Origin of the sequence: Bacillus sp. REN10 (genome assembly GCF_016820555.1) — a bacterium.
In the GTDB taxonomy this organism is placed as follows: domain Bacteria; phylum Bacillota; class Bacilli; order Bacillales; family Domibacillaceae; genus Bacillus_CE.
Genome location: NZ_JADHDW010000001.1, coordinates 29,885 through 44,583 on the forward strand (window position 1 = coordinate 29,885; position 14,699 = coordinate 44,583).

Here is a 14,699-nt window from a genome sequence, read left to right on the forward strand (position 1 = left end):
CTATTTCATCCAGCAAAATCGTTCGTTGCTGTGTTCAGTCGTTCATAACTTGATTATAATGGGAGAAACAATGAGATAGAAAAGGAAGTGTTCGTTTGCATACAGGAGTCATTCATCCATCACAAATTAAACAAGTTCCTCAACTGATTGAAGCGATTCGACAATTATGGGACTTGAGATCCTATAGAGCTTTAAAAAACTGGCTTGCCCAAATGGAAACAGAAGAGGAGTACTATCGATTAATTCGGCTGGCAGATGCCGGGGCAATGTATCAGTATAGCGGATTTTTAGCAGCGTTGGCTAATAAGCGTTTTCGATCCGTCCGCACGCTTGCTTGGTACGGCTACAACTTGTTAGAGCAAGGGAAAAGCATGGAAGCGGAAACGAAAATGAAGCAGCGGTTATTTGAGGAAGAGGTGGAATCATTGACCGTTTCGGAGCGTACATCTGCTTATCTCTTGTTAGTAAGAGCGCTTTGCCAGCTGCATCGTTATCAAGAAGCGGAACAATATATGAAGCGGATTCAAGCAGAAGGCGGTACGCTATCCCCAGATCAGCTGGCTGGTTTTTATTTGGATAAAAATGATTGGGCTCGCGCGGAACAAGAAGTACAAAAAGGGCTTGATTTGCCATTCGAGCAGCGAGGGGATATATGCTGGCTCATTTATGCCGATCTTTTATCGAAGCAAGGACGGCAGGAGGAAGCACTTGCTGCACTGCAAAAAGGGGCCGAGCTTTTTCCGGAGTATCCGGTTTTTCAAATGGCTCAATACCGTTATTTCCGCATCCTCGGGAACTACCCAGCTATTGTGAAGGCATTCGATTCACTAGTGGAAGAGAATCCATTTCACGCGAATGCAGCCTATTTTATTTATGTAAAGGCGGAAGCTTTATATAAATTAGAAAAGTGGGAAGAACTGCAGCATTGGATCGACAGCCATCAATCCGTCTTTAAAAAGACTGTATTTGCCGAAAAAACGATTCAGCCGAATGCCGCTCATAAAGAATTAACCATTCAGCCAATCGAACAAAAGCTCAATTATTGTGTACCTGCTACGTTATCGATGCTATTGCAAACCGCTGGATCGGAAAAAACACAGGATGAAATTGCAGAGCATGTATTCGAAGCAACAGGTTCTAAACTGCGCAAAGCAATGGATTACATGGCTTCTCTCGGTTTTTCATCCAAATTTTTTAAAGGGACAGTGGAGTTATATAAACCGCTGATTGATGCGGGTTATCCCATCATGCTCGATATGATGATTGAAAACACTTCGCATGTTCAGTTGGTGATTGGGTACGATGATCGTTTAGGTGTGCTTCTTGTACAAGATCCGAATGAACTTGAGACTATGCTCGTCTCTTATGAGGAGGCAGCCAAAGATTATCGATTAAAGGATCAGTTATCCCTGGCATTTGTCCGGCATGAACAACAAGAATTATTGATGCAGTTAAATGAAACAGATCATCAGTTTTTTCAACAAATGTATGAGCATTTAGATCAGCTAGATGAAGGGGGAGAGTCGGCTGTTGATGAGCTGTTAGTCTATTTAACGAATCATGAGCATGAAATTTTCTCTTCTGTGATTGGATTGACGATGATTCAAGATCCAAAAGCGAAACCGTTTTTGGAAAAGTGGGTCGAGCATATGAAGGAACGTTTAGGAGAAGAGGATGAAGAAGTCCAACTATTAATCGCTCACGCTTATTATATGCACCATTTAACAGATGAAAAATTTCAACAGGCAATGAGTCATGTGAAGCAAAAAAGGGCTTACGGTCATTTTCTTCAAGGAATCGTTGATTATCAAAAAGATCGCACGGAACAGGCGATTTTTCACTTGAAGCGCTCGCTTGAAAAAGATTCTTTTCAACCGAATGCTTATGCTTATTTAGCGCGTTGTTATGCTGATTTTTCCCAATTTTCATTGGCGCAGCAATGGGCAGAAGTGGCATTGGAACTAGATGAAACGGATGAATTTATTCGATTAACGTATGCACTTGTTTTATTTGAGTCGGGGGGAGTGCAAGGGGCGTTAAAGCAGTTTGAGCAATTAGCTAAAGATTATCCGAATGATGATTATTATGTGTATGAAATTGGCCGTTGTTATATGGAAATGGAAGATAAGCAAGCGGTGAAGTGGTTTAAGAAAGCGATTGATATGAATCCAGAGATTGCCTATCCTTATTTGCGCATGGCGGAAATGTTAATGGCTGAGGAAAAATGGGAACAGGCCGAAATGAGTTTACGAACGGGAGCAGAAAAGTTTGTGCCCGAAGAAGAGACCGGAATTCTTTGGCTATATATTGGCCATACGCGCATGAGCCGAGAGTTGTATGAATTGGCGGAAGAAGCATATCATCGGGCGGCGCAGCTGGATGAAGATGGGGACTTATTGGCACTTGTTTATGAAGCGCAAGCGATCATTCAACAGGGAGATTGGGAGCGGGCTCAACGGACCATTCAACAAAGGGTCACTCCGTTAGAATATCCGGAAATGTATGTGCGAGCTGGTGGAATGATGCTGGAAGAAGGAAAAAGCGAAGCGGAGCAGCTGATTGGTCTTGATTTCATGGAAGCCGGATTAATCGCAGGCGACGATTGGCGAAAGCATATTTCACTTTATATCGAGTATGTGGAAGAATCCCCATTTATTCATCGGGCATTAGCCTTTTTGCAAAAGCTTCGTGCTAAGCATCCAGTGAGTGAGCTCTATTGTTTTGAAGCAATTTTACATGAACAACTCGACAATCCGCTTCTCGCTGAAAGATTATTACTAGAAGCGGTGGATCTCGATCCTTCAAGCACGTTCCCACATTATCGTCTCGGCAAGCTGTACTTAGCACTCGAACAGTACGAAGAGGCAGAGACACACTTGCAGGCTTGTCTTGTGATTGATAATGAATTTATCGCCGCTTATGAAGAATTAGTTGATTTATATGAAGAACTGGAGCAAATAGACAAAGCGAAAAAATATTTATTTTATCTATTTGAACAGATGCCGCAAGCTTGTGATATGAAGAGATTAATAGAATGGATGTCGACGGAAAAAGAGAAGGAGACTTTATTTACTCATTTGAAACAGTTAGAGGGAAAAGTCGATGAGGACTGGCGTTTGCATGCATTAAGTGATGTGCTTCCACTAGAAGAAGCCATTCGCCTGTTGGAAAAAGAAGAATCTCTTGCATTAAAAGCCCAGCTTGCCACTTTATATATTCGCAACGGTCAAGAAAAACAAGCCTTTGCATTGTTACAAGAGCTCATACAAGAAGAGCCTGAGAATGAAGAGTTATATGAGCCATGGATCGCCGTACTTTCCAAGTTGAAGAAGTTGTTGAAGCTAGAAAAAATCATAAAAAAAATGAATCTATCTTCAGAGGAAATGGCCCTTGTGTACCGAAATAGTGCCGATGCCTTGATTCCGTTTGTCCATGAAGAAATGGAAAAAGAGCAGCACGGCATTTTTAGAAAACTGACGGGCGGCATGAAATTTGTTTCTCTATTTGGAGCAGTAGTTGCTTACTATAAGCAAGCGATCAAGGTAGAGCCGGATGATCCAGAAGGGTATAGTCAGTTGGCTACTTTTTATACAGAACATGATCTAGCAGACGATGCGTATAAAGTGTTAAAGAGCTACTTAGGACGTCAAGATGATGACTCATTCCGATTTAGAGCCGCTGCCTCTGCGCTCAGCTACGCTTATGAAACAGGAAAGCAAAACTACGCAAAAGCAGCGCAAGAACAGCTTTTCTTATTGAAGGAGCGACGTTCCACCGATCCAGCTGTGCGCGAAATGCTCGCCGATACATTTTTACTTCTCGATCAACCAGAGCAAGCGATCGTTGAGTACCAAGCACTCGTTCGAATGGCGCCTTATCATATCGCGGGATATATTGGCTTGCTGATGATCTATCTTGATCTCGATCAAGTGCAAGAGGCGAAAAAGTATGTAAAAGCGATACCAGATTCTGTTCGTCAAGGTGTATTAGAACAATTAGCAGAGATGGTCGAGGAACAGCCGCTCATTGAAGAATTATTGAAGTAATTATTCTTAAAATGAAAGGAAGGTCAAGGATGTCAAAAGTATTGCAGGAATTATCTAAAATGAATGAGACATTGCTTCGTTCAGAAGTCTTGGAACTGTTAAAGGTTGTTTCTGGAAAGATCGTAGCCTGTGAGCCAGGTGTGTTTGATCATCAGGCGTTTGAACGAAAGATTCAGCCAGGTTCTTATCCTGTTGTTATTTGGCGGCATGAAGACACGCAGCTGATTGCTGCCGCTGAACTGAAACTAGCTGAAGGTGTACCGGTTCGTTGGGAGATGGCAACAAAACCTGGACAAAACATAGATGAGCTAGAAGAGGGACATATATTTGGTTATCCTGTGGATACAGGGCTAGGGTGTTTTGCCGATCAGGAAGCTATTTGTCAAATGTCAGAAATAGAAGCCAGATTGGTAAGGGAACTTGGAGAAGATTTTATTAGCTTCTATGATGATGCCCTGGACGATGTATTGATGGAACATGACGATGAATGGGGCAACTTCATCGTGTCTAAGGAGAATGGCTTAAACGCCATTTTGTTCCGCACTGGTTATGGCGATGGATTTTATGCTTCTTATTGGGGATTTGATGAGGATGGACAACTCGTTTCGCTTGTCACCGATTTTCATGTATTGTAACGGATAATGGAAGAGTCTTTCATAGTGTTCACTATGAAAGACTCTTTTCGATTTCAAAAAATTTCCCCTGCCAGCTATCTCGCCGCTTTAATTCCGCATCAATCGCATTCAATACCGCCCACTTATTCACACTCCACATCGGACCCACCATTAAATCAATCGGGCCATCACCTGTAATTCGATGAATAATCATTTCCGGCGGTAAAATTTCTAACTGGTCACACACAAGCTGGACGTAATCCTCGAATGATAAAAACTGCAATAATCCTTTTTCATATTGCTTCACCATGGGCGTGCCTTTTAATAAATGAAGTAAATGAATTTTAATCCCTTGCACATCGAGCTGGCTGACGACTTTCGCTGTCTCCATCATCATCTCTGGCGTTTCTAGCGGCAATCCGTTAATGATGTGAGAACAGATGCGAATGTTATGTTTTCTTAGTTTTTCAACGCCTTTTACATACGTATCAAAATCATGGGCGCGATTAATGATTTGGGCTGTTTTTTCATGAACGGTTTGCAAGCCGAGCTCGACCCATAAATAGGTGCGTTCATTGAGCTCTGCTAAGTATTCAACGACATCATCCGGCAAACAATCTGGTCGCGTCGCAATCGATAAAGCAACGACTCCTTCTTGTTTGAGCACCGTTTCATATTTCTCTCGCAGGACATCCAAAGGCGCGTGGGTGTTTGTGTACGCTTGAAAATAGGCCATATATTTGCCGTCTTTCCATTTATGATGCATTTTTTCTTTAATGTCATGAAATTGTTTTTCGAGATCATCGGCACGGTTTCCGGCAAAGTCACCGGAGCCGGCCGCACTGCAAAAGGTGCAGCCGCCAAAGGCGACCGTGCCATCTCGGTTAGGGCAGTCGAATCCCCCATCTAGAGCGACCTTAAACACTTTATGACCGAATGTATGTCGTAAATGGTAATTCCATGTATGGTATCGCTTGTTGTCACTTGCATAAGAAAATGGGTTGACAGTCATCTTCGTTTTCCTCCTCTATGTAACAAAAGTCTATCATTAAATACAAGGAGAAAAAACAGCGAAAATAAGTCAGAATTTTAAGTTCAGCAAAGATATTGAAAGAGGAAAATAAAACCTCTAAAATAACTTAGGTACACGAAATAGTTTGTCAAATGAAAGGGGGAGCAAAAATGCCAAAAGCTGTTTGGTTGTTAGTTATTGGGATGGTGATCAACGTGACAGGTGCGTCTTTTTTATGGCCGTTGAATACCATCTATATTCATGAGCATCTTGGGAAATCATTGTCGGTCGCGGGGATTGTGTTAATGTTAAATGCCGGAGCTTCAGTCGTTGGAAATCTTCTTGGCGGTACGCTTTTTGATCGGTTTGGTGGTTATCGTTCGATTTTGTTAGGGACTTTTATTAATGTAGTTGCCCTTGTAGGAATGACATTCTGGCATGGATGGCCGCATTACGTCATTTTTTTAACGATGGTCGGTCTTGGTTCAGGGATCATTTTTCCGGCGGTATATGCACTAGCGGGTGCGGTCTGGCCGGAAGGTGGACGACGCGCATTTAATGCGGTGTATGTATCGCAAAATGCGGGAGTAGCGATCGGATCAGCTCTTGGCGGATTGGTTGCTTCCTATTCGTTTAATTATATTTTTATCGCTAATCTTGCGATGTTTGCGGTCTTTTTCTTGTTAGCGGCCTTTGGCTATCGCAACATGATCTCAGTCCAAGGAGCGCAGACGAATGTCATAGCTGAGCATGGTCAAGTCAAAAGTCACAGTAAGCTGACCGCATTGATTATTCTTTGCGTTGCTTATATGCTTTGCTGGGTCGGGTATGTGCAATGGCAATCCACCATTGCTAGCTACACCCAAGAAATCAATATTAGCTTAAAACAATATAGCTTCTTATGGACGATCAACGGAGCTTTAATCGTATTCGGTCAACCGCTCGTGAATTATGTGCTTCGACCATTACAAGACAATATGAAAAAGCAAATTGTTGTGGGAATCATCATCTTTATGGCATCCTTTGGCGTGACCGCTTTCGCTCAAGATTTTAAAGGCTTTATAGCGGCAATGCTCATCTTAACGATCGGGGAAATGCTCGTCTGGCCGGCTGTACCAACGATTGCGAATCAGCTTTCACCAAAAGGGAGAGAAGGCTTTTACCAAGGGGTCGTCAACAGTATGGCGACGGCGGGTCGGATGTTTGGACCGGTTCTTGGTGGGGTGCTTGTCGATGTATACGGCATGACGGCTTTGTTTATGCTATTAATCGCTTTATTAATATTCGCTTTCGTATTGGCGCTTGTATATGATCGACCGCTAAAAAAAGAGCTGCCATCTGTCTCTATCTCTTCTCATTAAGCTTGCAACTGTCAGAATTTTTGTCTAGAATAGATGGTGACTAACCGCATATATGAAAGACGATGAGAAGGAGTAGTAGTGGGGTTCTTCTGAATGAAGAGAGCTAGCGGGTGGTGAAAGCTAGCCAGAAGGTCCATGAACTCGCCTTTTGAGTCGCAGATGTGAAAGGATAGTAGCGTCTGCCGCTGATCTGCGTTATGGACATAAGCCGAGTGCCAAAGTAGGCACTAATCTGGGTGGTACCGCGGGAACTATACTCTCGTCCCAATTTTAGGGGCGGGAGTTTTTTTAATTAGTATAAAGTTTCAACAGGGAGGATGTTACAGATGAGTTTTGATCATCAGCTTATTGAGAAGAAATGGCAAAAGGTTTGGGAAGAAAATAAAACATTTAAAACAACAGAAGATAAAGAGAAGCCGAAGTTTTATGCGCTAGATATGTTTCCTTATCCATCAGGAGCCGGCTTGCACGTTGGACATCCGGAAGGCTATACAGCAACGGATATTTTATCACGCTATAAGCGCATGAACGGCTACAATGTGCTTCATCCAATGGGATGGGATGCCTTTGGTTTACCAGCTGAGCAGTATGCGCTCGATACAGGAAATGATCCAGCGGAATTTACAGAGCAAAATATTAATAACTTCCGTCGTCAAATTAAGTCATTAGGCTTTTCTTACGATTGGGACCGCGAAATTAATACAACGGATCCCGAATACTACAAATGGACGCAATGGATTTTCTTGCAGCTGTATAAAAAAGGATTAGCGTACGTCGATGAAGTGGCTGTGAACTGGTGTCCAGCTCTTGGAACGGTATTGGCGAACGAAGAAGTGATTGACGGCAAAAGCGAGCGCGGGGGACATCCAGTTGAACGCCGCCCAATGAAGCAATGGATCTTAAAGATTACCGAGTATGCGGATCGCTTACTAGAAGACTTAGAAGAACTGGACTGGCCGGAAAGCATTAAAGATATGCAGCGTAACTGGATCGGCCGTTCAGAGGGAGCGGAAGTGACGTTTTCGATTGAAGGTCATGAAGAAACGTTTACGGTGTTCACAACACGTCCTGATACGCTTTTCGGTGCTACATATGCCGTGCTTGCTCCTGAACATCCATTCGTACAAAACATTACAACAGCCGAGCAACAGCAAGCCGTCACGAATTATATCGATGAAATTAAATCGAAAAGTGATTTAGAGCGTACTGATTTAGCGAAGCACAAAACAGGTGTATTCACAGGAGCGTATGCGATTAATCCAGCCAACGGAGAAAAAATGCCGATCTGGATTGCTGATTACGTGTTAATGAGCTACGGAACAGGTGCGATTATGGCGGTTCCTGCTCATGATGAGCGCGATTATGAATTTGCGAAAAAATTCGAGTTGCCGATCAAAGCGGTTGTCGCTGGAGGAGACATTGAGACAGAAGCTTACACAGGTGATGGCGAGCATATCAACTCTGACTTTTTAAATGGATTGAATAAAGAAGAGGCCATTGCGAAAATGATCGCTTGGTTAGAGGAAAAAGACCTTGGTACGAAAAAAGTCACGTATCGTCTGCGCGACTGGTTATTCAGCCGTCAGCGTTATTGGGGCGAGCCAATTCCAATCATCCATTGGGAAGATGGCACAATGAGCGCGGTTCCTGAAGAAGAGCTTCCGCTTGTCTTACCGGTAACGACAGAAATTAAACCGAGCGGCACAGGAGAATCGCCATTAGCGAACATTGATGATTGGGTGAATGTCGTTGATCCGGTCACAGGCAAAAAAGGCCGCCGCGAAACAAATACAATGCCACAATGGGCAGGAAGCTGCTGGTACTATTTACGCTTTATCGATCCAAACAACAGTGAAGCCTTAGCTGATCCGGAAAAACTAAAAGAGTGGATGCCAGTCGATATTTATATTGGCGGAGCGGAGCATGCCGTCCTTCACTTATTATATGCTCGCTTCTGGCATAAAGTATTGTATGATTTAGGTGTCGTTCATACGAAAGAGCCATTCCAAAAGCTATTTAACCAAGGAATGATCTTAGGTGAAAATAATGAAAAAATGAGTAAATCTAAAGGAAATGTCGTTAATCCTGACGAAATCGTGGGTAGTCATGGTGCGGACACGTTGCGTTTATACGAAATGTTCATGGGGCCGTTAGATGCATCGATCGCTTGGTCGACAACAGGTGTCGATGGGGCTCGTCGCTTCCTTGATCGCGTATGGCGTTTAATCGTTCAAGAAAATGGCGAATTAAGCGAGAAAATCACGGATGGCGGCACAGAATTAGAGAAAGTGTACCACCAAACTGTGAAGAAGGTTACAGAAGATTATGAGCACCTTCGCTTTAACACAGCGATTTCACAAATGATGGTATTTGTCAATGAGGCGTATAAAGCAGACACATTGCCAAAACCATTTATTGAAGGTTTAGTCCAATTGCTTTCTCCAATTGCGCCGCATATGACAGAAGAGTTATGGGAAAAGCTAGGTCATAATGAAACCATTAGCTATCAGCCTTGGCCAACATTTGATGAGACGAAACTAGTGGATGATGAAGTAGAAATCGTTGTTCAAGTGAACGGTAAATTAAAAACAAAACTAATGATTTCAAAAGAAGCCACTCGCGAGGAAATGGAACAAATCGCGCTTAACGATGAAAAAGTAAAAGAACAAATCGAAGGCAAAACCGTTCGTAAAGTCATTGCTGTACCAGGCAAGCTCGTCAATATCGTAGCTAACTAAAGAAAGGATGTTTCACATGGAACCGATTGAAATCATTACCCCAGAAGAACTGAAACAAAGATTAGAAAATGGGGAACAGCTAGAGATCATCGATGTTCGTGAAGATGAAGAAGTCGCTGCTGGTATGATTCCTGAAGCGAAGCACATCGTGATGGGAACAATTCCTGAGCGCCTCGATGAATTGGATAAAGAGAAAGAATACATTTTCGTCTGCCGTTCTGGACGCCGCAGCGAAAATGTGTGCTACTACTTGCGCGACCAAGGCTTTAAAGTGCGCAACATGGTCGGCGGTATGCTGGAATGGACAGGCAAAACAAAATAATTAAGCGGAAACAGCCTCCAGGGAATACTTAGGAGGCTGTTTTTTTGCTTGGAAGTAGCTGATCAGTCACGAATTGGTTGCAATCGGTCAGGATCAGTCGATAATCAGTCGCGAATCCATAGCAATCGGTCGGCGATGCAAGCGAATCAGTCGCGAATCCACCATAATCAGTCGGCGCACGAAACGAAGTATACTCACACATCATTTGATGCATCCTATAAAAGATATTCATTTGAATATCGCCAATCCATTCCTTTGAGGTGAGGTTATGAGTTATAAAGATGAGTTAGATCCGCACTCACAATTGTTTCATCATAACTGGACGAGACCAAAACGAGCGAAATCGCAGGTCAATGGTCATACGGAAGAATCGCAAAAGACGATTATTTTAAAGCGAATGGTCAAAGCTCACCGATTTTCTTAACACAAAAAAGCAGGAAAGAGAATGCTCTCTTTCCTGCTTTTTCACTTCATGACTCTTGTCCCGCATTCATCCCGGCAAGTCTGCCCGTCACGAGAGCGGATGTAATGTTGTAGCCGCCTGTGTATCCATGAATGTCCAACACTTCACCGCAAAAATAAAGACCCGGCATTCTTTTTGATGCCATTGTTTTCGGCTCAATTTCTTTAATGGATACACCGCCCCCGGTGACAAATGCTTTTTCTAGTGGAAGGGTTCCGTTGACGGTAAAGCGGAAGTCTTTACAAAGATGAGCGAACTGCCGCATTTTCTCTGTTGCTACTCCATTGCAAGACATTTCTTCGTCAATTTCCGCTTGTTTCAGTAAAAATAGTAAATATCGTTCAGGAATGATGCCTTTTAAGCAGTTTTTGACCGATTTTTTCGGATGTTCTTTCATCAAACGTTGTATTTCTTGAAACAGCTGTTCTTCATTCGTATTCGGTAAGCTATCGATCGTCATTACGACAGTAGGTGCTTTTTTCAGTGCTTTCACAACGTATTGACTGCAGCGCAAGACAGCTGGACCTGACACGCCAAAATGGGTAAAGATCATATCCATTTGATGGGTGATGATCGCTTTTCCTTTTGGATTGAGCACGCTTAATGCAACATTTCTTAAAGATAGGCCTTGCAAGACTTTCTCCTTAATAAAGGCTTCTTCTGATGTGACAGGTACTTCTGTCGGATACAGCTCGGTAATCGTATGTCCCACTTGTTCTGCCCAAGGATAAGCATCACCCGTTGAACCCGTGTGAGGCACGGAACAGCCACCTGTGGCTACAACAACCGCTTTGCTTAAGATTTTTTGTCCGTCTCTTAGCTCTACGCCTGCTGTCCGTCCATCTTCATACAAAAGATTAGCTACCGCTGTATTCACCCGAACCGTGACATTCAGTTCATCAATTCGGCGGAGTAAGGCATCAACGACCGATTGCGCTTTATCGGTGACGGGAAACATCCGTCCATGATCTTCCTCTTTTAATTCAATACCGAGATCTTCAAAAAAGCGGATAATATCTTCATTGTTAAAAATCGAAAAGGCACTATATAAAAAACGTCCATTCCCAGGGATGTGTTTAATGATTTCATCGACTGGTAATCGATTCGTGACATTGCAACGACCGCCTCCAGAAATGGCGAGCTTTTTCCCTAGCTTGCTGCCTTTATCTAATAACAGCACACGCGCACCCTGTTCCCCAGAGGCAATTGCAGCCATTAAACCAGAGGGACCTCCTCCAATGACAATTACATCATAATGCATGTTTTCACCTTCTTCTTCATCGAGCCATTCTTTTCATAGTAGTGTCTCATGTTCTGCCTGTCAATCTTTTAAAAATGATCGAGGAATTCATTCACATGTGGAATGAGTTCTGGAGCTGTCATGATATAGTTCAAGCCGTTTTCTTTATTCAATGCAGGAATCAGTTTTTCTTCATACCCTGGATACATGGGGATAATATCGAGTGCAATCCCATATTGTTTGGTGAGATTGGTCACTTCTTTCATCTCTGATTCAGACGTAATACTCGGTGAATAAAGAAAAATGAGCCGGCTGACTCCGTTAGTTAAAGCGAAAGATTCATACTCTTCTTTCATAAGCATAGGCCCTATAACCATATTTCGATCTAAAAAAATGGTCTTTCCATTGGTTAAAGTCAATTCTCTCAAATTTGAATTCCCATTAGCAGAACCTAACAAAAGTCCTGTTATTATTTTGTCTAGGCGATTCATCGTTATTTCGTCAGGCACAGCCATATAAGTTAGTTTTTTCGTTTGAATGACGTTTAATGCCTGTTGATACAGGTTAGACGTGCTCATGTTCGACTGAATCGAAATGAATGATTCCACACCGTTTGTTGCTAGTCTATTTTGTTCGCTAGCACTTGGAGAATAGCCAATCATGATACGGGCCCCAATCGTTCGAACACTTGCATTCTGTTCAATGAAAGGGAGAAATTTGCCCCAGCTGACATAGGCATGTAATTGATCAATCGGTACAGGATCATTAAAGTTATGTACAAACACTTTTTCTTTCCGCGATAAAAGGTAATCTCCCACTTTTTTGATCTCATCTATGGATGGATGTTGAGAGAGTGGAAAATGAGAAAATTGAATTTGCATTTCTTTTGTAACTTGTTTCTCCTGATCGAGCCATTTAGAGTGATTGGCGCGCAGCAAAGAGACCACTTCTTTCACTTCTGCCCGTTTAATACGCGTAAACCATTCTTCATCCGTCGGGAAGGGGCCTAGCAAGATGTTTTGATGGCGGGCGTGATACAAATTTCCGCGCTCAAACGTAGTCGGCTGCATAAAATGCACTTTATAAGTTTGATCTAATTCTTGATTAATGACTTGCTTAATGACATCGACACGGTGCCGGCCTAAATAACAATGAACGTAGTATTGTTTATCATCTTGCTTAATTAATGTTTTCGCTTCTTTGATTGAATCGCTATTATTGCCTACCCATGGAAGCATGGGGATAGAATGAAGCTCAATTCCGATTTCTTTCGCGTTCTTCTTTTCCTTATCCAGCAATGGTTTTTCGATCGGCAGAGTAGGGTTTAATAAAGTAATAATTCCGTCATACCCTTCCTCTTTTAATGCTTTCATATCGTTCTTTTCTGGATAAGGGCCAAAGGTAAAGCGTTCGCCTTTTTCGATTTCCCCTTGGGAGCTTTGAATCACTCCAGTACCTGTATTCATAAAGTAATAAAGGGCCATGCCACATAAAAGGATGGAACTTCCCAGCAATGTATAGGCCCATTTATATCGTTTCATTTTTACGATGTAGCGGTAGTAAAGAAAAGAAACGATAAAACCGAACATCACCCAGCCGATCACGTAATATTTCATAATATGATCAATTTTATATTGGGACCAACCGCGGTCCGCGTACATTTGTTCAATCGGAACGACCGCGAATAATAAGAACAGAATCCCGCCGCCGACACCAAACGTGCTTAATAAAATGAACCACATCGAAAAATGAAGATATTTCTGTTTGTTTGTTTCTTTTTTTGTTTCCCTCACTGAATTTTCTCCTCTGCAATCTCCGTTAAAATTTGCCGCATTAATGGTACATAAGAATGCCAGTAAAATTCGCTTTCATCATCAGAAAGCAACCAAAAAAGGTAGGAAGAACCACGCCATTTCGCTAGCGGCTGTTTTGGAAAGTCCGCATAGTCTCCAGCAAAGTAGTATGTTTTTTCTTGTTGATGATGAGTAATCGCCGGAAACGTTGTGGGGATTTTTGCTTTTTTTAGCTGCTCTTTCTCTTTTTGAGATAAATGAAGGTCATATTCAGCTTCTACAATTGCCCCGTTTTTTGGCTTAATAATGTCAAACCAATACATATAGTGGGAACTGCCTACATGCGGATAATGCCTTTTCCCTTCTTTTGTTAATTGAAATTGAACAAAAGGTCGCTCTTTTTGGTTGCCAAGCACTACCACTTGATCGGATAAGTGCACGAAAGCGATACCTGGCCCGTTAAATACCCATTTCTTTTTGTATTGTTTTTCATAGTTGCGAATAAGCCATGGCGGAATTTCCTCGCTGTTTAAATCGGAGAAAAATCGCCCAGTCCAACCGGTCCACTCCACATTGATGTTTTTCTCCATCACCGAACGAGTGACCGAATCCGTAGGAGCCGCAAATGAATTAAACTCCGCAATCAGAGTAGATTCAGAATCGCGGCTATTCATCATTTGATTCCACTCCAATAAATCCATTCCGCCATATACTAGCTTAGAACGCTCGCCATCAGGCTTTTCCTTTAAATCATTGCTATAGACACCATATGTATCAGCGATATAAATCAGATCAAAAGGCCCCCGTTCATCAAAAGGGGGGAATGGTTTTTGATCATATGGATCGTATCCAAAGTAATCTCGTCCAATATCGTATGTCTCGTCCCGGTTGTTAACAATTTTTTCATTTTCTAACGCCCAAAACAAGCCATGATGTTCTCGATAATCGGTTTTAGGGACGGTTTTATCAATAATTGCTATATCTAAATCAGTAGCAGGATGTATTCCCCAAAGAATACGCGGCGAGAAAATGAGTAATAGGAGAGCGATCAACCCAAGAATTCGTTTCATCGTCTCGCCTCCTTATAGGTTAATAAATGAATCAATAATC

The 14,699-nt window shown here is 42.4% G+C and carries 11 protein-coding genes and 1 other annotated feature; of the genes, 7 read left to right on the plus strand and 4 right to left on the minus strand.

The window, feature by feature from the left end; genetic code table 11:
- The first annotated feature begins 95 nt into the window (after window positions 1-95).
- Both IRB43_RS00210 and IRB43_RS00215 read left to right on the plus strand, forming a co-directional pair.
- Window positions 96-4,046 (plus strand): C39 family peptidase, encoded by a 3,951-nt coding sequence (locus IRB43_RS00210; protein ID WP_203361423.1) that lies wholly within the window; start codon window positions 96-98, stop codon window positions 4,044-4,046.
- 29 nt (window positions 4,047-4,075) lie between these two features.
- Window positions 4,076-4,681 carry a DUF4241 domain-containing protein gene (locus IRB43_RS00215; protein ID WP_203361424.1) on the plus strand — a complete coding sequence of 202 codons (606 nt, stop codon included), beginning with the start codon at window positions 4,076-4,078 and terminating at the stop codon, window positions 4,679-4,681.
- Window positions 4,682-4,712: 31 nt separating this feature from the next.
- On the opposite strand, the gene mnmL is transcribed toward IRB43_RS00215, so the two are convergent.
- The gene (gene mnmL / locus IRB43_RS00220) at window positions 4,713-5,672 is read right to left on the minus strand and encodes a tRNA modification radical SAM protein MnmL/YtqA (protein ID WP_203361425.1); all 960 of its coding nucleotides are present in this window, start codon (window positions 5,670-5,672) and stop codon (window positions 4,713-4,715) included.
- A 170-nt stretch (window positions 5,673-5,842) separates the two neighbouring features.
- Between mnmL and IRB43_RS00225 the strand changes: the two genes are divergently transcribed.
- The 5 genes from IRB43_RS00225 (at window position 5,843) to IRB43_RS00245 (ending at window position 10,517) form a co-directional block, all read left to right on the plus strand.
- A complete protein-coding gene (locus IRB43_RS00225) occupies window positions 5,843-7,033 on the plus strand; it encodes an MDR family MFS transporter (protein WP_203361426.1) in 1,191 nt (396 codons plus the stop codon).
- A 53-nt stretch (window positions 7,034-7,086) separates the two neighbouring features.
- Window positions 7,087-7,303, plus strand: a binding site (T-box leader).
- A gap of 56 nt (window positions 7,304-7,359) precedes the next feature.
- Window positions 7,360-9,771: a leucine--tRNA ligase gene (leuS, locus tag IRB43_RS00230; RefSeq protein WP_203361427.1), complete on the plus strand. Its 2,412-nt coding sequence runs from the start codon at window positions 7,360-7,362 to the stop codon at window positions 9,769-9,771.
- Window positions 9,772-9,787: 16 nt separating this feature from the next.
- Window positions 9,788-10,093 carry a rhodanese-like domain-containing protein gene (locus IRB43_RS00235; protein WP_203361428.1) on the plus strand — a complete coding sequence of 102 codons (306 nt, stop codon included), beginning with the start codon at window positions 9,788-9,790 and terminating at the stop codon, window positions 10,091-10,093.
- Window positions 10,094-10,141: 48 nt separating this feature from the next.
- Entirely contained in the window at window positions 10,142-10,357 is a 216-nt protein-coding gene (locus tag IRB43_RS00240; RefSeq protein ID WP_203361429.1) for a hypothetical protein, read from the plus strand.
- 4 nt (window positions 10,358-10,361) lie between these two features.
- On the plus strand, window positions 10,362-10,517 hold the full coding sequence (locus IRB43_RS00245) for a YpzG family protein (RefSeq protein WP_203361430.1): 156 nt from the start codon (window positions 10,362-10,364) through the stop codon (window positions 10,515-10,517).
- 46 nt (window positions 10,518-10,563) lie between these two features.
- Here IRB43_RS00245 and IRB43_RS00250 read toward each other — a convergent pair whose 3' ends face one another.
- From IRB43_RS00250 to IRB43_RS00260, 3 genes are all read right to left on the minus strand, one after another.
- Window positions 10,564-11,817 carry a BaiN/RdsA family NAD(P)/FAD-dependent oxidoreductase gene (locus IRB43_RS00250; protein ID WP_203361431.1) on the minus strand — a complete coding sequence of 418 codons (1,254 nt, stop codon included), beginning with the start codon at window positions 11,815-11,817 and terminating at the stop codon, window positions 10,564-10,566.
- Window positions 11,818-11,885: 68 nt separating this feature from the next.
- Entirely contained in the window at window positions 11,886-13,589 is a 1,704-nt protein-coding gene (locus IRB43_RS00255) for a protein-tyrosine phosphatase family protein (RefSeq protein ID WP_203361432.1), read from the minus strand.
- Complete coding sequence (locus IRB43_RS00260) at window positions 13,586-14,659, minus strand: hypothetical protein (protein WP_203361433.1); 1,074 nt, start codon at window positions 14,657-14,659, stop codon at window positions 13,586-13,588. The genes IRB43_RS00255 and IRB43_RS00260 overlap by 4 nt, the downstream gene beginning before the upstream one ends.
- Window positions 14,660-14,699: the final 40 nt, after the last annotated feature.

Bases quoted from the DNA above. Each gene is read 5' to 3' on its own strand.
- IRB43_RS00225 (WP_203361426.1), top strand. From the start codon at position 5,843: ATGCCAAAAGCTGTTTGGTTGTTAGTTATTGGGATGGTGATCAACGTG.
- leuS (WP_203361427.1), top strand. From the start codon at position 7,360: ATGAGTTTTGATCATCAGCTTATTGAGAAGAAATGGCAAAAGGTTTGG.
- IRB43_RS00245 (WP_203361430.1), top strand. From the start codon at position 10,362: ATGAGTTATAAAGATGAGTTAGATCCGCACTCACAATTGTTTCATCAT.
- IRB43_RS00235 (WP_203361428.1), top strand. From the start codon at position 9,788: ATGGAACCGATTGAAATCATTACCCCAGAAGAACTGAAACAAAGATTA.
- mnmL (WP_203361425.1), bottom strand. From the start codon at position 5,672: ATGACTGTCAACCCATTTTCTTATGCAAGTGACAACAAGCGATACCAT.
- IRB43_RS00260 (WP_203361433.1), bottom strand. From the start codon at position 14,659: ATGAAACGAATTCTTGGGTTGATCGCTCTCCTATTACTCATTTTCTCG.
- IRB43_RS00250 (WP_203361431.1), bottom strand. From the start codon at position 11,817: ATGCATTATGATGTAATTGTCATTGGAGGAGGTCCCTCTGGTTTAATG.
- IRB43_RS00215 (WP_203361424.1), top strand. From the start codon at position 4,076: ATGTCAAAAGTATTGCAGGAATTATCTAAAATGAATGAGACATTGCTT.